General features: G+C 69.2%; 26 protein-coding genes. 17 read left to right on the top strand and 9 right to left on the bottom strand.

The features are described from left to right. Positions 1–104: 104 nt before the first annotated feature. The 6 genes from nadA (at position 105) to V2S05_RS00860 (ending at position 6681) form a co-directional block, all read left to right on the top strand. Positions 105–1403, top strand: coding sequence for a quinolinate synthase NadA (gene nadA, locus V2S05_RS00885; protein ID WP_413633384.1), 1299 nt, complete (start codon positions 105–107; stop codon positions 1401–1403). After that, complete coding sequence (nadB, locus tag V2S05_RS00880) at positions 1400–2902, top strand: L-aspartate oxidase (protein WP_413633383.1); 1503 nt, start codon at positions 1400–1402, stop codon at positions 2900–2902. Before nadA ends, nadB begins: the two co-directional genes overlap by 4 nt. Next, positions 2899–3750 (top strand): carboxylating nicotinate-nucleotide diphosphorylase, encoded by an 852-nt coding sequence (gene nadC, locus V2S05_RS00875; protein WP_413633382.1) that lies wholly within the window; start codon positions 2899–2901, stop codon positions 3748–3750. Before nadB ends, nadC begins: the two co-directional genes overlap by 4 nt. A gap of 1 nt (position 3751) precedes the next feature. Further along, positions 3752–4897: a cysteine desulfurase family protein gene (locus V2S05_RS00870; RefSeq protein WP_413635189.1), complete on the top strand. Its 1146-nt coding sequence runs from the start codon at positions 3752–3754 to the stop codon at positions 4895–4897. An 81-nt stretch (positions 4898–4978) separates the two neighbouring features. After that, positions 4979–5917: a glycosyltransferase family 2 protein gene (locus V2S05_RS00865; RefSeq protein WP_413633381.1), complete on the top strand. Its 939-nt coding sequence runs from the start codon at positions 4979–4981 to the stop codon at positions 5915–5917. After that, positions 5911–6681 carry an SDR family NAD(P)-dependent oxidoreductase gene (locus V2S05_RS00860; RefSeq protein ID WP_413633380.1) on the top strand — a complete coding sequence of 257 codons (771 nt, stop codon included), beginning with the start codon at positions 5911–5913 and terminating at the stop codon, positions 6679–6681. Before V2S05_RS00865 ends, V2S05_RS00860 begins: the two co-directional genes overlap by 7 nt. 19 nt (positions 6682–6700) lie before the next feature. On the opposite strand, the gene V2S05_RS00855 is transcribed toward V2S05_RS00860, so the two are convergent. Next, positions 6701–8584 carry an ABC transporter ATP-binding protein gene (locus V2S05_RS00855; protein WP_413635187.1) on the bottom strand — a complete coding sequence of 628 codons (1884 nt, stop codon included), beginning with the start codon at positions 8582–8584 and terminating at the stop codon, positions 6701–6703. A 156-nt stretch (positions 8585–8740) separates the two neighbouring features. Here V2S05_RS00855 and V2S05_RS00850 point away from each other — a divergent pair, with 156 nt between their 5' ends. Further along, the gene (locus V2S05_RS00850) at positions 8741–10216 is read left to right on the top strand and encodes an MDR family MFS transporter (RefSeq protein WP_413633378.1); all 1476 of its coding nucleotides are present in this window, start codon (positions 8741–8743) and stop codon (positions 10214–10216) included. A 41-nt stretch (positions 10217–10257) separates the two neighbouring features. Next, a complete protein-coding gene (locus tag V2S05_RS00845; RefSeq protein WP_413633376.1) occupies positions 10258–10842 on the top strand; it encodes a carboxymuconolactone decarboxylase family protein in 585 nt (194 codons plus the stop codon). Positions 10843–10847: 5 nt separating this feature from the next. On the opposite strand, the gene V2S05_RS00840 is transcribed toward V2S05_RS00845, so the two are convergent. Next, the gene (locus V2S05_RS00840) at positions 10848–11060 is read right to left on the bottom strand and encodes a hypothetical protein (RefSeq protein ID WP_413633375.1); all 213 of its coding nucleotides are present in this window, start codon (positions 11058–11060) and stop codon (positions 10848–10850) included. A gap of 102 nt (positions 11061–11162) precedes the next feature. On the opposite strand from V2S05_RS00840, the gene V2S05_RS00835 reads away from it, so the two are divergent. Both V2S05_RS00835 and V2S05_RS00830 read left to right on the top strand, forming a co-directional pair. Continuing rightward, complete coding sequence (locus V2S05_RS00835; RefSeq protein ID WP_413633374.1) at positions 11163–11648, top strand: DUF6328 family protein; 486 nt, start codon at positions 11163–11165, stop codon at positions 11646–11648. A 145-nt stretch (positions 11649–11793) separates the two neighbouring features. Then, entirely contained in the window at positions 11794–12084 is a 291-nt protein-coding gene (locus V2S05_RS00830; protein ID WP_413633373.1) for a Fe-S cluster assembly protein HesB, read from the top strand. 60 nt (positions 12085–12144) lie between these two features. Here the strand turns inward: V2S05_RS00830 and V2S05_RS00825 are convergent, their stop codons facing one another. Beyond that, the gene (locus tag V2S05_RS00825) at positions 12145–12717 is read right to left on the bottom strand and encodes a Dps family protein (protein ID WP_413633371.1); all 573 of its coding nucleotides are present in this window, start codon (positions 12715–12717) and stop codon (positions 12145–12147) included. 171 nt (positions 12718–12888) lie between these two features. Here V2S05_RS00825 and V2S05_RS00820 point away from each other — a divergent pair, with 171 nt between their 5' ends. Together V2S05_RS00820 and V2S05_RS00815 are read left to right on the top strand one after the other, a co-directional pair. Continuing rightward, complete coding sequence (locus V2S05_RS00820) at positions 12889–13455, top strand: 1-acyl-sn-glycerol-3-phosphate acyltransferase (protein ID WP_413633369.1); 567 nt, start codon at positions 12889–12891, stop codon at positions 13453–13455. Positions 13456–13462: 7 nt separating this feature from the next. Beyond that, positions 13463–13933: a GNAT family N-acetyltransferase gene (locus tag V2S05_RS00815; protein WP_413633368.1), complete on the top strand. Its 471-nt coding sequence runs from the start codon at positions 13463–13465 to the stop codon at positions 13931–13933. A 16-nt stretch (positions 13934–13949) separates the two neighbouring features. Here the strand turns inward: V2S05_RS00815 and V2S05_RS00810 are convergent, their stop codons facing one another. Together V2S05_RS00810 and V2S05_RS00805 are read right to left on the bottom strand one after the other, a co-directional pair. Then, complete coding sequence (locus V2S05_RS00810) at positions 13950–14519, bottom strand: alpha/beta fold hydrolase (RefSeq protein ID WP_413633367.1); 570 nt, start codon at positions 14517–14519, stop codon at positions 13950–13952. 80 nt (positions 14520–14599) lie between these two features. Continuing rightward, positions 14600–14857: a hypothetical protein gene (locus V2S05_RS00805; protein WP_271638170.1), complete on the bottom strand. Its 258-nt coding sequence runs from the start codon at positions 14855–14857 to the stop codon at positions 14600–14602. A gap of 129 nt (positions 14858–14986) precedes the next feature. Here V2S05_RS00805 and pdxH point away from each other — a divergent pair, with 129 nt between their 5' ends. Further along, a complete protein-coding gene (pdxH, locus tag V2S05_RS00800) occupies positions 14987–15601 on the top strand; it encodes a pyridoxamine 5'-phosphate oxidase (protein WP_413633365.1) in 615 nt (204 codons plus the stop codon). Next, positions 15598–16293, top strand: coding sequence for a mismatch-specific DNA-glycosylase (locus tag V2S05_RS00795; protein WP_413633364.1), 696 nt, complete (start codon positions 15598–15600; stop codon positions 16291–16293). Before pdxH ends, V2S05_RS00795 begins: the two co-directional genes overlap by 4 nt. On the opposite strand, the gene V2S05_RS00790 is transcribed toward V2S05_RS00795, so the two are convergent. From V2S05_RS00790 to V2S05_RS00775, 4 genes are all read right to left on the bottom strand, one after another. Beyond that, a complete protein-coding gene (locus V2S05_RS00790) occupies positions 16279–17859 on the bottom strand; it encodes a cryptochrome/photolyase family protein (protein WP_413633362.1) in 1581 nt (526 codons plus the stop codon). The two genes, V2S05_RS00795 and V2S05_RS00790, sit on opposite strands and share 15 nt — an antisense overlap. 57 nt (positions 17860–17916) lie before the next feature. After that, complete coding sequence (locus tag V2S05_RS00785; RefSeq protein WP_413633361.1) at positions 17917–18087, bottom strand: hypothetical protein; 171 nt, start codon at positions 18085–18087, stop codon at positions 17917–17919. Positions 18088–18097: 10 nt separating this feature from the next. After that, positions 18098–18685 carry a dihydrofolate reductase family protein gene (locus V2S05_RS00780; protein WP_413633360.1) on the bottom strand — a complete coding sequence of 196 codons (588 nt, stop codon included), beginning with the start codon at positions 18683–18685 and terminating at the stop codon, positions 18098–18100. A gap of 105 nt (positions 18686–18790) precedes the next feature. Next, positions 18791–19480: a hypothetical protein gene (locus tag V2S05_RS00775; protein ID WP_413633359.1), complete on the bottom strand. Its 690-nt coding sequence runs from the start codon at positions 19478–19480 to the stop codon at positions 18791–18793. Positions 19481–19567: 87 nt separating this feature from the next. Between V2S05_RS00775 and V2S05_RS00770 the strand changes: the two genes are divergently transcribed. The 3 genes from V2S05_RS00770 to V2S05_RS00760 all read left to right on the top strand — a co-directional run bounded on the left by V2S05_RS00770 (position 19568) and on the right by V2S05_RS00760 (position 21298). Continuing rightward, positions 19568–19939, top strand: a complete 372-nt coding sequence (locus V2S05_RS00770) for a hypothetical protein (protein WP_413633358.1) — start codon at positions 19568–19570, stop codon at positions 19937–19939. A gap of 127 nt (positions 19940–20066) precedes the next feature. Next, positions 20067–20312, top strand: a complete 246-nt coding sequence (locus tag V2S05_RS00765) for a hypothetical protein (RefSeq protein WP_413633357.1) — start codon at positions 20067–20069, stop codon at positions 20310–20312. Beyond that, the gene (locus tag V2S05_RS00760) at positions 20309–21298 is read left to right on the top strand and encodes a Clp protease N-terminal domain-containing protein (protein WP_413633356.1); all 990 of its coding nucleotides are present in this window, start codon (positions 20309–20311) and stop codon (positions 21296–21298) included. The genes V2S05_RS00765 and V2S05_RS00760 overlap by 4 nt, the downstream gene beginning before the upstream one ends. Positions 21299–21428: the final 130 nt, after the last annotated feature.

Below are 21428 nucleotides of genomic sequence, written 5' to 3'. Positions count from 1 at the left end.
AGGGCCTCGTCGACGACGCGTCGTCATCTGATTGCACTTGTGGTCAGATCGACCTAATCTGTTCGCAGACAGTAAATGTCATAGCGACCAGAAGGCGGTCCCGCATGTCCCCCCTCCCCGCGCTCGACCCGTCCGTCGACCACGCACTGCAGGCGATCGTCTCAGGCGCCTCGCTCGATCCGACCTGCAGCACGGATCTCGCCGCCGGCCCCTGGGACTTCGACTCCCGCCCCGGGTACGGTCCGGGTTCGTCGATGGGAGACGTCATCCCGGTCGGAGCCCCGCGCCAGGGTGAGCTGCCAGCCGCCTACCGCGAAGCCGGCGAACAGGAGCTCGACGGCCGCATCCGCGCGGCGAAGCACGCCCTCGGCGATCGCGTCGTGGTGCTCGGCCACTTCTATCAGCGCGAGGAGGTCGTGCGGCACGCCGACTACGTGGGCGACTCGTTCCAGCTCGCGAACGCCGCGCTCGAGCATCCGGATGCCGAGGCGATCGTCTTCTGCGGGGTGCACTTCATGGCCGAGACCGCCGACCTGCTCTCCGGCCCCGACCAGGCGGTGATCCTGCCCAATCTCGCAGCCGGCTGCTCGATGGCCGACATGGCCGACATCGATCAGGTCGAGGACTGCTGGGAGCAGCTCGCCGACGTGCTGGGCCCGCTCGATCAGCCGGACGCCGAGGGACTGCTGCCCGTGATCCCGGTGACGTACATGAATTCCTCCGCTGCCATCAAGGGATTCGTCGGCAGGCACGGCGGCATCGTGTGCACCTCGTCGAACGCCGCGACGGTGCTGGAGTGGGCGTTCGCCCGCGGGCGGCGCGTGCTCTTCTTCCCCGATCAGCATCTCGGGCGCAACACCGCGAAGGCGATGGGGGTGCCGCTCGAGCGGATGCCGATGTGGAACCCCCGCCGGCCCCTGGGCGGATCCAGCGCCGACGAGCTGCGCGACGGTCGCGTCATCCTCTGGCACGGCTTCTGCTCGGTGCACCGCCGGTTCACCGTCGACCAGATCGATCGGGCGCGCGCCGAGCATCCCGGCGTTCGCGTCATCGTGCATCCGGAATGCCCGGTCGAGGTCGTCGACGCCGCAGATGAGGCGGGATCGACCGACTACATCCGCAAGGCGATTGCCGGTGCGAGCGACCCGACGACCTTCGCGATCGGCACCGAGATCAACCTCGTGCGGCGCCTCGCGGCCCAGCATCCGCAGCACGAGATCTTCTGTCTCGACCCGGTCGTCTGCCCCTGCTCGACGATGTACCGCATCCACCCCGGCTACCTCGCCTGGGTGCTCGAGGAGCTCGTGGCCGGACGGGTGCAGAACCGCATCCGCGTGGCCGACGACGTCGCCGAGCCCGCCAGGGTCGCGCTTGAGCGGATGCTGGCGGCGCGACCGCGATGAACGTGATCGTGATCGGCGGCGGCATCGCGGGTCTCACCGCCGCCCTGCGGGCCGACGCGCTGGGTCACCGCGTGACCCTGCTGGTCAAAGGCGCGCTCGGTGACGGCTGCACCGCGCGAGCGCAGGGCGGGATCGCCGGGGCGTACGGACCCGGCGACTCCCCCGCGCTGCACGCGCTGGACACGCTGCAGGCCGGCGACGGCCACGGCGACGCCCTCGCGATCACCGCGCTGGTCGATGGTGCCGCAGCCGCGATCGACGAGCTGATCGCCGCCGGCGTGGCCTTCGACCGCTTCGCGGACGGCCTGCTCGCGCGCGGCCTCGAAGCCGCGCACAGCCGGCCGAGGATCGCGCACGCCGGCGGTGACGCCACGGGCGCTGCGATCTCGGCGGCCCTGGTGCGCCGATTGCGGGCGTCCTCGGTCGAGGTGCGCGAGGGGGCCTTCGTCGCAGACCTGCTCATCGTCAGAGGCCGGGTGTGCGGCGTCCGGTCGCTCGACGGCGTCGAGACGCACGCCGACGGCGTGATCCTGGCGACCGGCGGCGCCGGCCAGCTGTACGCGCACACCACCAACCCTCCCGGCGTCACGGGCGACGGGATCGCCCTCGCGCTGCGAGCGGGCGCTGCGGTCGCCGATCTCGAGTTCGTGCAGTTCCATCCGACCGTTCTCGCCGGCGGCGCGCCGTTCCTCATCTCCGAGGCGGTCCGCGGGGCGGGCGCCGTGCTGCGAGATGCCGGCGGGCACCGTTTCATGCTCGACGAGCACCCGGATGCCGAGCTCGCCCCACGCGACGTCGTGGCACGGGCAGTCGCCCGTCGCGCGGCAGCACAGGCGGGGCCGGTGATGCTGGATGCCACGGCGCTCGGCGCCGAGACCCTGGCCGAGCGATTCCCCACCATCGGCGCCGAACTGCGACGTCGCGGGATCGACTGGTCGCGACGACCCGTGCCGGTGACCCCCGCTGCGCACTACCTGATGGGCGGGGTCGCCACAGACATCGACGGCCGCACGACTCTGCCCGGCCTGTGGGCTGTCGGCGAGACCGCACGCACCGGCGTGCACGGCGCGAACCGACTGGCATCCAACTCCCTCCTGGAGGGCGCCGTCTTCGGCGCTCGCGCAGCCGAATCCCTGACCCGCCATCCGCTCCGGTATGAGTTCGTGCCACCTGAGACCCCCGAGGGCGACGCGAACTCATCCGGGCGGGAGCAGCGGGTGGTCGTGGGCAGCGGCGGACAGGACGCGGACATCGTCGAGCGGACGACCCTGCAGCAGCTGATGTGGGAGCAGGTCGGACTGATGCGCACCGAGGAGGGCCTGCGCGATGCGGTCGCCCGCCTGCACGCGTGGTCGCCGCCATCGGCGACGTCGCCGACGGCCCAGGAGGACGCCGATCTGCTCACCGTGGCGCGAGCCGTGGCATCCGCCGCTCTCGCCCGCACCCGCTCGCTCGGCGCCCACTTCATCGTGTCCCCCGCCCTGATCGGAGCCGCATGATCACCCCGGCAACCCTGCGTCGTACCGTGTCGGCGGCTCTGGAGGAGGATGCCCCGTGGGGCGATCTCACCAGCACCGCGCTGCTGCCCGCCTCCGCCCGCGCGACGGCGGATCTCGTCGCCCGCGAGCCCGGCGTCTTCAGCGGCGGCGAGGTGTTCACGGCGGCCTTCACGCTCACCGACGCCGACGCGGTGGTCGACCTCCACGTCGCCGACGGCGACCGCTTCGCGACGGGTGATGTGCTCGCGTCGGTGAGCGGCGCCGCACGCGCCCTGCTGACGGCCGAGCGGGTCGCGCTGAACTTCACGCAGCGGATGAGCGGCATCGCCACGCTCACGGCTGCCTACGTCGACGCGGTCGACGGCACAGGTGTGCGCATCGCCGACACCCGCAAGACGACGCCTGGGCTGCGCGAGTTCGAACGCCATGCGGTCGTCTCGGGCGGCGGCAGCAATCACCGGCGCACGCTGTCGGACGCCGTGATGGCGAAGGACAACCACCTTGCCGTGCTGCGTCAGAGCGGGCGGGATCTCGCCACGGCGCTGCGTGAGGCGCTCGGCCGCCTGCCGCACACCACGCACGTCGTGGTGGAGGTCGACCGGCTCGATCAGATCCCGGCTGTGCTCGAGGGCGGCGCGCACACCGTGCTGCTCGACAATTTCAGCCTCGCCGATCTTCGGGCGGCCGTCGCCCTGATCGGCGGCCGGGCGACAGCGGAGGCGTCCGGCGGTGTGAACCTCGACACCGTGCGGCGCATCGCCGAGACCGGCGTGCAGGTGATCTCGGTCGGTGCACTCACCCATTCCGCGCGGGCGCTGGATCTCGGGCTCGATCTGCGGGTCGGCTGACATGCTCTACCTCGACCACGCCGCCACATCCCCCGTGCGACCCGAGGTGCTCGAGGCGATGCAGCCCTATCTCACCGGCGCGTACGGAAACCCGTCGAGCCACCACACGGTGGGTGAGGCGGCCGCGCGAGCGCTGGAGTGGGCGCGCGGGCGGGTCGCCGCGGCGCTGGGCAGACGAGCGAGCGAGGTCATCTTCACCTCCGGAGGCACCGAGGCGAACAATCTCGCTGTGAAAGGCGTCGTGCTCGGCTCGGCTCACGAGCCGCCCGCGCGACGACGACTGATCACCACCCCGATCGAGCACGCGTCGATCCTGCAGTCGGCCGAGTATCTGCGGCGGCTGCACGACGTCGAGGTGACGCTGCTGCCCGTCGACGCGCACGGAGTCGTGGCGGTCGACGATCTGCGGGCGGCGCTGGACAGGGGCGACACGGCCCTGGTGAGCGTCGGCCATGCGAACAACGAGATCGGCACCATGCAGGACGCCGCCGCGCTGATCTCTGCAGCAGGCGAGCACGACGTGCCCGTGCACCTTGACGCGGTGCAGACAGCCGGGTGGGTGGACCTGCGCGACCTCGGCGCTGACTGCATCTCGATCGCAGGCCACAAGCTCGGCGCCCCGAAGGGCGTCGGCGCCGTCGCCGTGCGCGCGCGTGTGCCCCTCGAGCCGCTGCTGCACGGCGGAGGTCAGGAGCGAGGGCGGCGCAGCGGAACAGAGAACGTCGCCGGAGCGGTCGCGCTGGCGGTTGCCCTCGACCTCGCCGAGGCCGAGCGGGCGCGCAGCACCGCGGCCGTGGCCGCGCAGACCGCGGAGTTCATCGCCGCGGTTCGCTCTGCCGTGCCGCAGGCCGCGCTGACCGGCTGCACACGACACCGCCTGCCGAATCTCGCGAGCTTCACGTTCGCCGGCACGAACGGCGAAGCCGTGCTTCTCGAGCTCGAGCGTCGCGGTGTGGTCTCATCCAGCGGGTCGGCCTGCGCCGCAGGCAGTGACGAACCCTCCCCCGTTCTTCTGGCGATCGGCATCCCGGCGACCGTCGCCCAGACCTCTGTGCGCTTCACCTTCCCCCGCGCGCCCCTGCCGGCAGGTTCCGCCCGGCATCTCGCACAGCTGGTCGCCGCCGCTGTCGCCGCGGTCTCATCCTGATCAGTCAGGCGAATCCGCGAACGGCAGGTGACGAACGAGCCGGCAGTCATCGGGGCATCTGCTGAACCGTAGACTCAGCCTGTGAATCCGCTCGCGACGATCATCGTGCCCGGCCGCGATATCGCCACCTTCGCCCCGGCCGCCATCGCGTCTCTGCAGCGGCAGACCGAGAGCCGCTGGCGCGCGCTGCTGATCGACGACGGCTCGCACGACGACACCCCGGCCGTGTTCGCCGACGCGGCGGCTCGCGATCCGCGCTTCGAGGTGCTTCGCCACGACGAGGCGCGTGGTCTGGGGGCGGCGCGCAATATCGGCCTCGATCGCGTCGATACTCCCTTCGTCGGCTTCCTCGACGCCGACGATGAGCTGACTCCGTACGCAGTCGCGACCTGGCTGGCGACGCTCGACGAGTCAGGCAGCGATTTCGTGGCGGCCGCGTACGTGCGCTCCCGGCTCGTCGAGGGCGCCTATCGCGCCGGCCGCGTGCAGCCGTGGGTCGCGGCAGCCACCGCCCCGCGAAGGCTGGGAGTGACGCTCGCCGAGCACCCCGATGCCTCGGCCAACATCGTCGCGTGGTCGAAGCTCAGCCGCTCCTCCCTCTGGGAGCGACTGCGCTTCCCCGAGAACGTCGCGTACGAGGATCAGGTCATCGCGCAGCGCATGTACACCGAGGCGCCCGCCTTCGACGTCATCCCCGACGTCGCCGTGCTCTGGCGCGTGCGTGCCGACGGCACCTCGATCACACAGGGCAAGGCGCAGCTGCCCGTGCTCCACGACTACCTCGCGGCTCTTCTCGGCGGCATCGACGTGCTCGTCGCGGCGCATCAGCCCGACGCCGTCCGCGCTCGCATCGCACTCATCCGCGCAATGGACCTCCCCTCGCTGCACGCGATAGCCGCCGAGCATCCAGACCCGGCCTATGCCGCCGCTCTCGACGCCTTCGAGACGACGCTCCGAGCCCTGCCCGAGTACGGCGACGCGATACCCGACGCGACGATGATGGAGGCGCTGGCATGGTGAACCTCGACGACCTCTTCTCTCTGAACGGCCTCACCGCGGTCGTCACCGGCGGATCGTCCGGCATCGGCCGGGCGATCGCGACCGCTCTCGCCGGCGCGGGCGCGTCGGTCGCGGTCGTGGCACGAGGCGGCGAGCGCATCGATGCGGCCGTGCGCGAGATATCCGAATCCGGAGGGCGCGCTGCCGGAGTCGTCGGCGACCTCAGCACCCGCGAGGGCATCCTCGCCGCCGCGGATGCTGCCGCGGAGCCCTTCGGCGAGCCGGACATCCTCGTGAACTCGGCGGGCATCAACCTGCGTCCCCCGATGAACGACATCGAGATGGACGTCTGGGATGCCACGATGACCGTCAATCTCGAGGCGCCCTTCCTGCTGAGTCGTCGCTACACCCCGGGCATGCTCGAGCGCGGCTTCGGCCGGCTGATCCACATCAGCTCCCAGCAGGCCCACCGCGCCTTCGTGACCAGCGGGGTCTATGGCGTCTCGAAGGGCGGGCTCGAGTCGCTCACCCGGTCTCAGGCCGAGGCGTGGTCGTCTCAGGGGGTCACGGCGAACACCCTGGTGCCCGGCTTCGTGCTCACTCCGCTGAACGCACGCTTGCAGGAAGACCAGGAGAAGGTGCAGCAGCTGGCCGAGCGCACCATGGTCGGCCGCAACGGTGTGCCGGACGACTTCGCGGGCATCGCAGTGTTCCTCGCCGGACGCTCGTCGGGATACATCACCGGACAGTCGCTGTTCGTCGACGGCGGCCTCTCGGTGCACTGACCCGCATCAGCGACGGCTCTCAGCGCTGCCGTTCCTCGACGGCCCGCGCCGATGCCATCTGCTGCGCCGCGAGCGTCGCGTACAGCCCGCCGCTCACGAGCAGCTGGGCGTGCGTGCCCGACTCGACGATGCGACCGGCCTCGACCACGTGGATCATGTCGGCGTCGATGACGGTCGAGAGCCGGTGCGCGATCGACAGCGTGGTGCGGCCCCGCGCCGCGGTGTCCAGCGCCTCCTGCACGACCCGCTCCGACACGGTGTCGAGGGCCGAGGTCGCCTCGTCGAGCAGCAGCACAGGCGGGTCCTTCAGCAGCACCCGCGCGATGGCGATGCGCTGCTTCTCGCCACCTGACAGCCGGTACCCGCGCTCGCCGACGACCGTGTCGTAGCCCTGGTCGAACGATGTGATGACGTGGTGGATGTTCGCGGCACGGCACGCGCGCTCGAGCTCTTCATCGGTGGCATCCGGCTTCGCATACCGCAGGTTCTCGCGGATCGTCGCGTGGAACAGATAGGTCTCCTGCGAGACGATGCCGATCCGGTCGATGATCGACTCCTGCGTGAGCGACTTCACATCGGCGCCTGAGAACTCGACAGCGCCCCCGGACGCCTCGTACAGGCGCGGCGCGAGGTAGAGGATGGTGGTCTTGCCCGCTCCCGACGGCCCGACGAATGCGACGTGCGTCCCGGGCTCGGCGACGAAAGAGACGCCGTCGAGAGTCGGGCGCGCCTCGGGCGGGGCATCCGGATACCGGAACACGACGTCTCTGAACTCGATGCGACCGCGGGGCCCCGGAGCATCGGCGACGTCGATCGCGTCGGGGGCGTCCTGGATCTGCGGCACCATGTCGAGGTACTCGAAGATACGCGCGAACAGAGCGGCCGAGGTCTGCAGATCCAGCGCCACGCGCATCAGGCCCATCAGCGGCATGAGCAGCCGCGCCTGCACTGTCGTGAACGCGACGATCGCGCCCGCGGTGATCTCGGGCGCGCCTCCCATGAGGAAGAAGCCGGCGACGAGATAGACGATCGCCGGCACGCTGGCCATGATGACCTGAACGACGGCGAAGAAGCCCTGACCGCTCATCGCGCGTCGCACCTGCAGCCGCACCTGGTTGCGGTTCTCGGCCTGGTAGCGCACCGACTCGGTGCGCTGGCGGTTGAACGACTTCGACAGCAGGATGCCCGAGACGCTCAGTGTCTCCTGCGTGATGCTGCTCAGCTCCGACAGCGATTCCTGCGTCTCGCCCGCGATGCGCGCCCGCACCTGTCCCACTCGCCGCTGCACGAGCACCAGGATCGGCATGAGGACCACGGCGATGAGTGTCAGGCGCCAGTCGATGAGAAGCATCGCGACCAGCGAGGCGATCACCGTCACGGTGTTGCCGAGCACGCTGGTCACGGTGTTGGTGAGCACGCCCGACACACCGCCGACGTCGTTCTGAAGCCGCGACTGGATCACTCCGGTCTTGGTGCGGGTGAAGAAGCCGAGCTCCATGGCCTGCAGGTGCTCGAACAGCCGCACGCGCAGGTCGCCGGTCACCTCGTTGCCGACCGTTGAGGTGAGCCAGGTCTGGGTCACCCCCAGCACGGCCGACAGCAGGAACAGCCCGATCGTGATGCTCACCAGCATGGTGAGCAGCGGGATGCGCGGGCCGCCGCCATCGAGGGGGAACAGGGCGTGATCGAAGATGCGCTGCACCAGCAGCGGGGGGATCACGGCGATCCCGGCCCCCACGATCACCAGCAGCGCGGTGACCGCGAGACGCCCGCGGTAGGGGGTGAAGAGGGCGACGACCCGACGACCGAGACCGGGCACCGTGGGGGCGGCGGCGTTCATGCGCCGCTGCGCGGCCTCGTCGACCCCGCGGAAGAGGGCGCCGCGTCCTCCCCCGCCTCCCATGCTCATCCCTTCAGGCTAGTCCGCAGAAGACGAGGGAATGCCTGTGCGCGCGCAGGGGTTAGGATGGACGGCTGATCTTCTCGACCGGCGTCGGCCGGCCGTGTCCTGCCCCCTCGTGGGGCTTTTCGCCGTTCGCACTCACCCTCGAGGAGACCGATGTCTGCTGTTCACACCGGGTCGACTCCCGTCGCGCGTCGATCCGCCGGCCTCATCCCCGCCAAGGACATGGCGGTGATCTGGGTGCTGCTCGCTGCCGCCTTCGTCGCCATCCTCAACGAGACGACCATGGGCATCGCGATCCCCCATCTGATCGCCGATTTCGGCATCACTCCCCTGGCGGCGCAATGGGTCACCAGCGCGTTCATGCTGACCATGGCTGTCGTGATCCCGATCACCGGCTTCCTGCTGCGTCGCTTCACGACGCGGCAGATGTTCCTCGGTGCGATCACCCTGTTCTCGACAGGGACCCTGATCGCCGCGCTGGCGCCCGGATTCGCGGTGCTGCTGATCGCGCGCGTCGTGCAGGCATCCGGTACGGCCGTGATGATGCCGCTGCTGATGACAACGATCATGAACCTCGTGCCCGCGTCGTCGCGCGGCCGGATGATGGGCCGGGTGAGCATCGTCATGTCGCTCGCGCCGGCGATCGGACCCACGATGTCGGGGTTCCTGCTCGACCACTTCGGATGGCGGGCCATCTTCGTGGTCGTGCTGCCGATCGCCCTGGTCGCGATGTTCATCGGGTGGCGCTGGCTGACGAACGTCGGCGAGACGATGCGCGCCCCGATCGACCTGCTCTCGGTCGTGCTGTCGGCGTTCGGCTTCGGCGGGCTCGTGTTCGGGCTGAGCCAGATCGGCGGGCTCGGCAACGGCGCAAGCTGGGCGCCGATGGCGATCTCGCTCACCGTCGGCGTGCTCGGGCTTGCGCTGTTCCTCTGGCGTCAGGTGCTGCTGCAACGAGAGGATGACGCGCTGCTCGACCTGCGCGTGTTCGCTTCGCGGGACTTCTCGCTGTCGATGATCCAGATGTTCCTGCTCTCGCTCGCCTTCTTCGGCAGCATCACCGTCATCCCGCTGTTCCTGCAGGATGCCCTGCAGCTCACAGCACTCGAGGCCGGGCTCGTCGTGCTGCCCGGCGCGCTCATCATGGGCCTGCTGGGGCCGGTGATCGGGCGCATCTACGACAGCCACGGCACTCGCATCCTGCTCATCCCCGGGTCGATCCTCGCGGCCTCGATGCTGTGGCTGTTCACGACGGTGACGGTCGACAGCTCGATCTGGCTGGTCCTCGTCGCTCAGACGCTGCTCTCCGTCGGCCTCGCGCTGTCGTTCACCCCGCTCTTCACGGCGTCGCTCGCATCCCTCAAGCCGACGTTCTACTCGTACGGCAGCGCCGTGATCGGCACCGTGCAGCAGGTCGCCGGCGCAGCCGGGATCGCCGTGATGGTGGCGGTCTTCACGGCCGTCGTGAACACCGGAGGCGGCACCGAGGTGCCGGCTGCCGTGGCGGCGGGAACCCGGATGTCGGTGACGATCGGCGCCGTCATCGCGACCATCACGATCATCGGCGCATTCCTGATCCGCAAGCCCGAAGACGACGGCGAGGGCGCGCCCGCGCACAGTGCTCACTGACGCTCTTCCGCCGACGCCGGCACCGGAGTACCGTCCGCTCCATGATCATCACCACCCCGGCGCCGGAGAGCGCCAGCGACGCCGTCGCACAGATGTACGAGGACGACCTCGCTGACGACGGCTTCGTGCATTCCTACACCGCGGCGATGGCGGTGAACCCCGAGGCGCACGATGCGTTCGTGGCGCTCGTTCGCACGGTGGTGCCCTCCATCGGCGTGCGGATCTACGAGGCCGCCACGCTCGGCGCCGCCAGAGCGATCGGGTCAGCGCACTGCCTGATCGCGCACGGACGCAAGAGCATGACGGCGGGCGTCGTCGACGAGGCGGGCCTGCGCGCCTTCGCCGCCGACGACGACTCGGCGTTCACCGAGGCCGAGCGGGCTGTGATCCGGTACGCCGAGCGCCTGTCGACGTCACCCCGGGACATGACGGACGCCGACGCCGAGTCGCTGCGCGCGCACGGCTTCACCGACAGGCAGATCGTCGACATCACGCTCGCCGCCGGGCTTCGCAATCACTTCAGCCGTTCGCTGATGGCCCTCGCCGTGCCACTCGATGACGACCCGCTGATCGCGCCCGAGCTCGCCGCCGCACTCCGTGATCGGGCAGAGCGCCGCTCGGCGTAGACGGTTCAGTCGGCGTCGGACGTCTCTGCCCGGGCACCCGCCCGGCGGCTCTCGTCTTCGTCGGCGCCCCGCGACACGGTGGCGGGCAGCGCGCAGTGCCCGTCGGCGCACACGCCGGCGGCGGCATCGGGGGCGATCAGCCGCAGTCCGGGAGGTGCTGAGAGGGTGTGCGACCGGATCTCGGGTGCCTGGTTCTGGGGTGCCTGGTTTTCGGGCATCCCTCGATGGTACGCCCGCGCAGCGCGGCAGGCACGAGCGAGCGGGCGTCACCCCGCAAGCCTCTCGCCTGCGGAGGGAGCGGGCGTGTAGCGTCCGATGTCATGAACGACCCGCAGGCCGATGCCCAGCACGACGGGCGCGACGAGACAGCGTCTGAGCGCGCCGACCGAAACTGGGAGGAGCTGATGCAGGAGCTGCGCGTCATGCAGACGGGCACGCAGATCCTCACCGGCTTCCTTCTCGCCGTCGCCTTCCAGCCGCTCTTCAAGGACCTGTCCGACCAGCAGCGCCTTCTCTACATCGTGCTGGTGCTGCTCGCCGCCGCGGCGACCATTCTCGCCCTCACCCCGGTGGGGATGCACCGCATCCTCTTCGCGAAAGGGCGCAAGGCCGAGCTCGTGCAGGCAGCGCATCGGATCGTGAAGGCGAACATGGTCGTCGTCGCGGCACTCACGGTCGGCATCACCGTCCTCATCATCGACTTCACGTTCAACCACGTCTTCGCATTCATCGCGGGCGGGATCGGCCTCGTAGTGATCCTGCTGCTGTGGCTCGGACTGCCGCTGCTGCTGCGCCGCGACCGGTGAACGCTCGACCCTGGGCGGCGCACACGCGCTTCGTGTGAAACCCCTCAGAGTCCCGAGCTGAGCTTGAAACGGTGCGTGCGGGTGCGGAATCGTGGCACGCACATCGCGCCGCACGGTGTGGTGTCCGCAACCGGAAGGAGAGCCGATGCTCACCCTGACCGAGAACGCAAACACGATCGCGGCGACCATCGTCGCCCAGCAGAGCACGACGCCGGATGCCGGACTCCGCATCCACTCGTCGGGCACCGAGACCGAACCGCGCTTCGCGGTGACTGTCGCCCCCACGCCCGAGCCGGGCGATTCGATCATCGGCGACGAGGACATCCGTGTGTTCCTCGAGAAGGCCGCCGCCGACGCCCTCGGCGACAAGGTGCTCGACGCCTCGGTCGACGAGCAGGGCGCCGTGTCGTTCAGCCTGCTCCCGCAGCCGGCCTGAGTGCCGCATCAAGCGAGGGCCGTCACCCGATCGGGTGACGGCCCTCGCTGTGTGTCGGGGTCACGACGCGGGAGTGCGGTTCTCCGCGCTGACCATCCACGCGAACTGCTCGAGCTTCTCGATGATCGCGTGCAGGATGTCGGCCGAGGTGGGGTCCTCGTCGTCGACCTGGTCGTGCACGCGGCGCATGGTTGCCACCGTCGCCTCGAGCCGGACCGTGATCAGGTCGATCGTCTCTGTCGTCGAGACCTCTCCCATCGGGAACTCGGGCAGAGTGGTCGCCTTGGCGACGGTCGCGCTGCGCCCGTCCGGGGCGGCGTGCAGCGCGCGCATCCGCTCGGCCACCGTGTCGCCGAACCCACGGGCCGCCTCGATGATCTCGTCGAGCTGCAGGTGGGTGTCGCGGAAGTTGCGGCCGACCACGTTCCAGTGCGCCTGCTTGCCCTGCACGGACAGCTCGATGAGGTCGACCAGCACGGCCTGCAGATCGCGCCCCAGCTCGGGTGAAGCCTGGAACCCCTTCTCAGCGTTCTCGAGCGGCGTGGTCTCGGCGGCATCCTTCGTCTTCGCCGAGTCCTTCGTCTTGGTGCCGGCGTTCTTCGACTTCTGGGTCGCGGTGCTCTTGGCTGCCATGAATACCACCTCTGTCTTCTGCGCGGCGCCGGGGCGTCGCGCGGTCGGTTGTGTGTTCGGCCCGACGCTAACACCCGACGTCGGACGCGCTGAGGGGGTTGATTTCGTCGCGCGACTCATCCCCCGGTCGTCATGCCTCCGTCCGCATGCTGACTGCCGTAGCGTGGTCGGATGCTTCGACGCCTGATCGCGCGGGTCTTCTGGCTCTGCAGCCGCTGGACTCTTCGCTCAAGCCCTGCGCCAGCCACGCCGACCGTGCTGATCGGCGCTCCGCACACCTCGAACTGGGATTTCGTGCTCATGCTCGCGATCGCCTGGCGGTTGGGGATCGATGTGCGCTGGCTGGGCAAGAAGAGTCTCTTCCGCGGCTGGCGCGGTCCGCTCATGCGCGCGCTCGGCGGCATCCCGGTCGATCGCGACGATCCGGGACGGGTCGTCGCCGACGTGGTCGAGATGGCACGACGTGGCGAGGTGTTCGGCCTCGTCGTCACTCCCGACGGCACTCGCCGTGGCCACAAGCATTGGAAGTCGGGCTTCTACCGGATCGCCCGCGAGACGGGGATGCCCGTGACCCTCGGGTACGTCGACCGCACCACCATGACATCGGGCCTCGGACCGACCATGGATCTCACCGGCGACATCCCGGCGGATATGGACCGCATCCGGGCGTTCTACGCAGACAAGGCGGGGCTGCGCCCCGAGCACCGAGTCGAGCCGCGCCTGCGCGAAGAGGGATGATGGACGGATGGCCGATCTCGATGTGACGTACGCCCCCATCTCGACCGACGACGCCGGAGAGGTGCTGACCCTGCAGCGGGCTGCATTCGTGTCGGAAGCCCAGATCTACGGCAGCGCCGACATGCCGCCTCTGACGCAGACCCTCGATGCGGTGAGGGCCGAGCTCGCCGATTGCTACGGCTGGACGGCTCGCGTCGACGGCAGGCTCGTCGGCGCGCTGCGCGGACGCATCGACGCAGACCTGCTGCTGATCGGCAGGATCGCCATCGCTCCCGACATGCAGGGCGAGGGCATCGGCCGGGGGCTGCTGGATGTGGCCGAGCGCGAGAGTCGCGCCGCGCAGGCGGAGCTGTTCACCGGCAGCCTGAGCGAAGCGAACATCCGCCTCTACGAATCCTGCGGCTACCGCATCAGCGAGCGGGTGCCGCAGGATGACGGCACCGAGCAGATCTTCATGCGGAAGGATCTGCACGGCTGACCACGGTCGGTCGGCATCAGTCCCAGTCGAGGTACTCCTCGATCACGACGGCGGTCTCGATCGGGTGCGTCGCGACGAAGTAGTGATCGGCCCCGGGGATGCGGGTGACGGTCGCACGCTCAGGTGCGGTCGCTTGCAGCGCTTCGGCGTTCGCGGGCGGGGTGACGTCGTCGTTCTCGGCCTGGATGATGAGCACCGGGATGCCGGGCGCGAGGGGGATCTGCTCGTCTTCGACGCCGAGCATCAGCAGACCGTTGACCCGCGCGGGGTGCTCGACGGCGAAGGTGCGCGCGATGGTGCTGCCGCGTCCGTGACCGCCGATCCAGGTGTCTTCGATGCCGAGGTCTTCGATCACGGCAGCCGCGTCCGCCGCTCGGTCGGCGGCGGTGATGCCCTCGGCGGTCGCGCGCGAGCCGATGCGGACGACACGGAATCCGGCCTCTTCGGCGAGGTAGTGCGAGATGACCCCGAGGCCGTCAGCCTCGAGGCTGCGGTCGGTGACCAGCACGAGCGTGACAGGGCCTTCGCCCTCGTCGACGAAGGGGACAGCGCGGCCTTCGGGCTCGAAGGTGCTGGGCTGGGTCACGATGTGTGCTCGCTTCCGGTCGGTCGATGGCGCGTCGTTGGCCTCTCCCAGCGTACCGGGAGGTGATCACCGGCGAGCAGTCACCAGCGCCGCTTCGCCATTCTGAGCGCGTCGCGCAGGCCGTCCACCGCACGGCTCATGATCGCCGAGCCGGTGTCCTGGAACGAGCCCATCCCGCCGCGCCACCACAGCATCAGCGCCTCTCGCGCGTTCTGGCGCAGCGCCCGCGCATCGGCGATGTTCGCGAAGCGTCGCTCCATCACGTCCGCGACGTCGAAACGCTGCGGATCCTCGTCCGCGAGACTCGCCGCCCGCAGCGTCCTGATGGCTTCATGCACGTCTCGCAACCGCGTAGCCCACCTCGGCTCCGGCATCCGCTCCCCCGATCCGTCGACGTCGTCTCCGCAGAAGACCATACCGTCACGATCGCTCGCCCAAGCCTGCCGGGCATCGGGCACCATGGGTGCATGCCCCTTGCCACGCCGCCTGCGACTCCATTCCCGCTCTTCGACGAGTGGTTCGCCGAGGCGCGCAGCGCCGAAGCATCCGACCGTCCGTTCTCGGCCACGGCGATGACGCTCTCCACTGTCGCCAAGGTCGGGGATCATTGGCGGCCGCGTTCTCGCGTCGTGCTGCTGAAGGACTGGGACGAGCGGGGCTTCGTGTTCTTCACCCACATCGACTCCGACAAGGGCCGTGAGCTCGCCGCATGCCCGCAGGCGTCGCTGGTGTTGCACTGGCCCGAGCTCGAGCGGCAGGTCCGGGTCGAGGGGGTGGCGGCCCCGGTCACCCGCTCCGAGGTCGAGGCGTATCACGCCACCCGTCCGCGCGGGTCGCAGCTGGGCGCGTGGGCGTCGCGTCAGAGCAGGCCGATCGCCGACCGAGCGGAACTGGAGGCCGCGGTCGCCCAGGCCGAAGCGCGCTTCGCGGATGCCGAGGTGCCGGCGCCCCCGCACTGGGGAGGCTTTCGGATAGCGCCCGAGCGGATCGAGTTCTGGCAGGGTCGACGGTCGCGCCTGCACGACCGTCTCGTCTACCGTCGCGGCGAGTCCGGCTGGACGACGGAACTGCTGGCCCCGTGAGCGCTTCCCGAGCTGAGGCGGTCGGGCTCCCGGCCGACTGGGCGCCCTGGCGTGCGCCGTCGCCACTCGACGGCAGACGTCCCGGCCCCGCCGATCTCGCGCGCGCGTCGGCCGCTGGTCTCGGCCGCGACGACGTGCTGCCCTACCCGACCGACGAGGAGTCCGCGGGCCGCGTGCGCTTGCTGATGGTCGGCATCAACCCCAGTCCGTGGACGGTCGCCGTGAACGCGCCCTTCGCGCGTCCGGGGAATCGGTTCTGGCCGTCGCTGGCCACGGCCGGCCTCACCGACGAGGTGGTCGACGCCTCGCGCGGCCTGTCGCCGGAAGACGAGCGGATGCTGGCCGCGCGCGGCATCGGCATGACGAACCTCGTCGCACGCCCGACGGCACGCGCCGACGAACTCGCCTCGCACGAGCTGCGCGCCGGCGGCCGCCGTCTGCTCGAGCGGGTGCGCGTGCTGCGGCCCCGCCTGGTCGCCGTCGTCGGCGTCACCGCGTTCCGCACCGCGTTCGCGGTGCCGCGAGCGCGTATGGGCGCGCAGGAGGCGGATGCGCTCAGCGGATGGCCGGAGGAGATGCCGCTGTGGGTGGTGCCCAACCCGAGCGGGCTGAACGCGCACGAGACGGTCGAGAGCCTCGCGGAATGGTGGCGGAAGGTGTGGGCGGCGAGCGGGCCGTCATCCGCGCCGTAGCGAGACGGCCGCTCTGCGTGACATCACCGCGGCTGCCCGTTCGCGATGCGACGCGATCTTGACGGGATCCATCTGGTCGAGCAACCGGGCGATCATCCGCGACCGGGGATTCTGCGCGAAGACATCTCGGTGATCGTCGACGAAGGTCCAGTACAGGTCATCCCAGTCACCCTCCCATTCGCCGTGCGGCAGGTCCGACATCTTGCGCAGGTAGTTGCTGCCCGACACGTACGGCTTCGTGGTGATGGCCTCCCCAGCGGCGAACTGACTCATCGCGTAGACGTTGGGCACCATCACCCAGTCGTACGCGTCGACGAACATCTCCATGAACCAGCGGTAGACGTCGTCGGGGTGCACACGCAGCAGACTCATCGCGTTGCCCAGCACCATCAATCGCTCGATGTGGTGCGCATAGCCCGTGCGCAGCACACGTGAGATGACGAGATCGACGGGAGCCAGCCCGGTGCGGGCATCCCACCACCCTTCGCCGAGCCGCTTCGAGTGCGCGAGCACGTTCGAGGTGCGCAGCTCGGTGCCCCGAACCCGATACGTGGCGCGCATGTACTCGCGCCAGCCGATCACCTGTCGCACGAAACCCTCGATCGAGGCGAGGGGCGTGTGCGAGCCCATTCCGTCGAGCACCGCCCGCACCACCTGGCGAGGATCGAGCAGCCCGATGTTCAATGCGGCCGAGATCAGGCTGTGGTCGATGAAGGGGTGAGTGGCCGAGATGGCGTCTTCGTACGGACCGAAGTCGGCCAGACGGTCGGCGACGAACTCGGTGAGGTGCGCCCGTGCCTCCTCCGGTGTCGTCGGCCAGGCGAACAGCTCGGGGTCGCCCGGAGCATCCGGGAACTCCGCACGCACCCAGGCGATCGCGGCGGCGACGTCCGGATCGCGGTCGATGTGAGGGATGCCGTCGCCCTCGCCCCCGAAATCGAGCATCCCGCCGGAATTGTCGGGCTGCGTGACCGCGCGGAAGCGTTCGGGTGTGGGCGGCAGGTATCCGCGCGGCAGCTTCTTGCGGTTCTCGGCGTCGTACGACCACGCTCCCCCGGCAGGTCGGCCCTGATCGTCGACGAGGATGCCGAGTCGCCGCCGCTGCCAGATGTAGAACTCCTGCATGCGCGCGCCGTGCCGACCGAACCAGTCGTCGATGTCAGCACGAGTGGTGAGGAAATTGGGCGTCTCGAGCTCGTCATCCTGGTGGGTCTCGTACCCGCCGTCGTGGAGCGCCGAATGGATGTCGCGCTCGAGCCACTCATCGACCGGATCGAACCAGGTCACGCTCGACGGGGCGCGCCGGGCGACGAGTGCGGCCAGCTGCGCCCGGCTGCTCTGCTCGGCTGAGCTGCGCAGCACCTCGGTTGCGAAGCCCTTGTCGCGCAGCCGCCGTGCGAAGGCATCCATCGACGCGCGATGCAGCACGAGCTTGTGGGAATGGAAGGCGTACTGGCGCAGCAGCAGGTCGTGCTCGATTAGCACCATCACGGTGCTGTCACCGGCGTCGAGATGCTCGGTGAAGAGCTGGTGCGGGAAGACGAGCCGCAGCGCAGCGCCCGTCACAGCGACGCCTCGTCGCACTCCCACAGCCCGCTCATCATGCGGCCAGCGTAGACGCAGTCAGCCGCGGGAGTGGTGCGCGGAGTGATCCGCGACATCGGGTTCGGCTCTCAGGGCGTCGGCGATCTCCTCCTCCGGCCGCGGCGCGATGCTCTCATCGGCCTCGATCTCGGGAACGGTCGGCTCGTGTCGGTCGTCTCCGAGGGGAGAATCGTGGATCGGTTCGGACATCGTCTCTCCTTCAGTCGGCACCGGCGGGGTGCGCCTGCACGGCACGGTAGTGCAGCATCGTGAAACCGTTCTCGAAGACGCGACTCTCGATCAGACGCAGATCCAGACGCGCATCCTCGGGCAACGCCCGCAGTCCGCCACCGAGAATCACCGGGACGACGAAGAAGCGGAAGTCCTGAACGAGGCCCGCGCGGATGGCCGGCGCGGCCGTCGTCGGCCCGAAGATCTCCACCTCCCCCGACGCATGCTGCGTGATACGGCGGATCTCGTCGAGCGTGAGCCGCGTGACGAGCCTGTGGTTCTCGCGCGTGATGTCGTCTGAGGTCAGCGACGATGACGCCGCGACGATGTCGAGCCCCTGCCACAACCGCGCGAACTCGCGTTCGTCGTCGCCCCAGTCCTCTCCCTCGGGCTCCGCCTCCCAGTAGTGCATCAGCTCGTAGGTGCGCCGCCCGAGGATCTCGGTGGAGATCGCGGCCATCCGCTCGACGTGGAAACGGAACACCTGCTCGCTCGGTGCACCGAACTGGAAGTCGCCGTCGGGGCCGGCCGCGTACCCGTCGATCGAGATGGTCGCGGTAAAGCTCAGAGTGCCCATACCCCATGCTCGCGCCGTGCTGCCGGATGTGCAATCGCCCTCGCGCGCGTCGAGCTCTCGGCTGCTTCACGATCGCGTCGCGACCGCTCGCGTGCAAGAGCCGGCTCACGAGAAGAGCTGACGCAGCGCGTCCAGGTCTCCGGCGTCGACGACCTTCTGCACCGCATCGATGGTCGTCTGATTCGAGAACATCGGTCTCAACGTGTCGTTCCAGATCCGCTGCACGGTGCGGATGTCGCCGGCGTCGACCGCCCTGCCTGCCGCCTCGATCGCCTGCTGGTACGGGATCTGCAGGAATCCTGCAGGCGCGTCGTGCGGGCCGTAGTAGTCCACCCAGGGGGTGTCTGGGTTCGGTGTGAGCCAGAGCACCTGGCCCGGATGGATGTCCCGCCTGTGATTCATCGAGCCGAGGTTCGGGTAGGCACAGAGCCGTTCCGCGACCACGGCCTCGACGTCGCCGGGGGCGACGGTGTAGGTCACGGGAGTGCCGTTCTCGTCGACGCCCACCTCCCCCTGCGCGAACTCTCGCGCACCTCGATCGCGGAGAGCCCCCTGACGCTGCAGGTATAGCCCGTCGGTGTGGCTGATGACCTCGGACAGGCGGGAACAGGAGTCCGCCTCCGGCGATTCCGTCGAACTCGGCGTCGGCGTCGGTTCCGCGGCCGTCACGGGAACCGCTGTCGAGGTCGGAGACGGTCCGGCCGCTCGAGTCGGTGCGGTGGTGGTGCAAGCGGCGAGCACGGTCACGGTCAGCCCGAGTGCGGCGACGGCGACGGCGAGCCTGGCTGTGATCATGACGCCATGTTCGCAGAACGTCGGTGCGCCCTCCATCAGGTCTCGCAGCGATGGAACGTCTGCCTCGAGTCCGACGACAATGGCTTGATGACAGAGCACACGCGCAGGCGGCTGAATTTTCTCATGCTGGGACACTCGCCCGATGGTGCGACCGGTTGGCCGCATCCAGCGACGATCACCGTGCACCCGCGCGGCGAGACGACCCTGATCAACTTCTCGATGGGTCCGCACATCGCGAATGTCGGCGGACAGGTGCCGATCACGCGCGTCATCCACGACGGCGAGCTGAAAGAGACCTTCGCCGAGGAGTTCGACGCCTGCGAGGCACGATGGCTCGTGCCGCACCTGGCCCGACTTGCCGCGGGTGAGAACCTCACCGAAGACGACCTCGCCCTGGCATATGAGGCACGGTTCGGTCGCCGCCCGAAGACGGAGACATCGACCGACATCACGTTCTGAGCGGAGCGCATCTGCTGCCAGGCGCCGAAGCACACCGCTACAGCACCTTGTCGAGCGGCATCTCCCGGCAGGAGCGAGGAAGCAACCCAGGTTGACAACCCGCCTTTTAGCAACGTAGGTTGACGGCATGGAGTCCCCGCTGATCGTCTCAGTCGCAGCCGATACCAGCGACCCGAAAGCAGGATTGCGGGCCGTTGTGTCCTTACGCGTGCTCGCGGACACTCTAGAACTTCGGCAGGTCGAGGCCGCGTTGCGTTCAGGCATGAGTTGGCAGGAGATCGCCGACGCGCTCGGAGTGACGCGACAAGCCGCCCACAAGAAGCACTCCAAGAGAATCGACCCCGCGATCACGACGCCCAGGAGGAACAAATGAACAAGCTCGTCCGCGCCGCCCAGACCAGTCAACCGCTTTCCCTGGCCGCCATGGAGGAAGCATCCCGGCTCGGGCTCCGCGAAGCCGACATCGACCACCTGTTCCTCGCATTGGTCATCAACGACCAGTCCGCCGGCCACACACTGCGCGAGCTGGGTATCGACATCGACAGCGCCCGTCTCGCCGTCGAGGAACAACGCGATGCACAGCTGACGGCGCTCGGCATCGAGGCGTCGTTTCCCGCGGCCGGGCGCATCGTGTTCCACGAGACGGATGGGTACGAGTGGACTCCTCGTGCCTGGGGCCTCATCGCGAAGTCCAGCAGCAAAGGCAAGCCGGGCGACGCTGCCGCCGTGCTCCGAGAACTCGTCGCAGAACCCAGCGGTCTGATCACGGATATCCTGGACCGCCTTGGCACGACATCTGATCAGATCATCGAACATCTCGATCGGGCCGACTCCCCCTCTGTGAAGCCCATGCCCGCAGCAGTGAACGTGAAGGGGCGGGCCACGGGGTCGGCTGAGACGTTCGTGTCCGCTCCGCTGAACGAAGTTTGGGCGTTCCTCACAGATCCCGCACGTATACCCGAATGGGAACCGAGCATCGGCATCGTCGATCAGATCGGCCAGGAACCGAGGCCAGGTACGGTCTGGGAGGCCGCTGCACCCGCAACCTATCCAGACGGCAAGCCTGTGAAGATCAAGCCTCAGTTTCGTCGACGCAGTGTTGAACTCATCGCGATCCACCAACCGCACGGGATCGCGTGGAGCTTCGGATATCCCGATGTCGCGCGAAGCAATTCGGTTCTGACTGAATTCGCCTTGGCGGAGGCGACCGGTGGCACACAGGTACGGATCACCACATCCTGGTCGCGGCGCACAGGGTGGCGGGGACTTGTCGCGTGGCCGCTGCGTCCGATCCAGAAGTTCCTGGTGTGGATCACCCTGTTCCAGATCGGCAGCGCGATCAGCCGAACATTCCGCTAGCGCGCAGGCCGCGGCGACTCGCCTGCGGGTCGCACATGAGGCGCCGGGAGCTCCCTGTGGGGGAAATCCGGGCGCTCGAACCAGACGTTGAGGCGGAACGGAACTCAACCGGGTGGCGTTACGGATAGGC

It is taken from the genome of Microbacterium sp. OR16 (genome assembly GCF_047306725.1).
In the GTDB taxonomy this organism is placed as follows: domain Bacteria; phylum Actinomycetota; class Actinomycetes; order Actinomycetales; family Microbacteriaceae; genus Microbacterium.
This window is presented reverse-complemented; position numbering and strand designations above follow the sequence as displayed.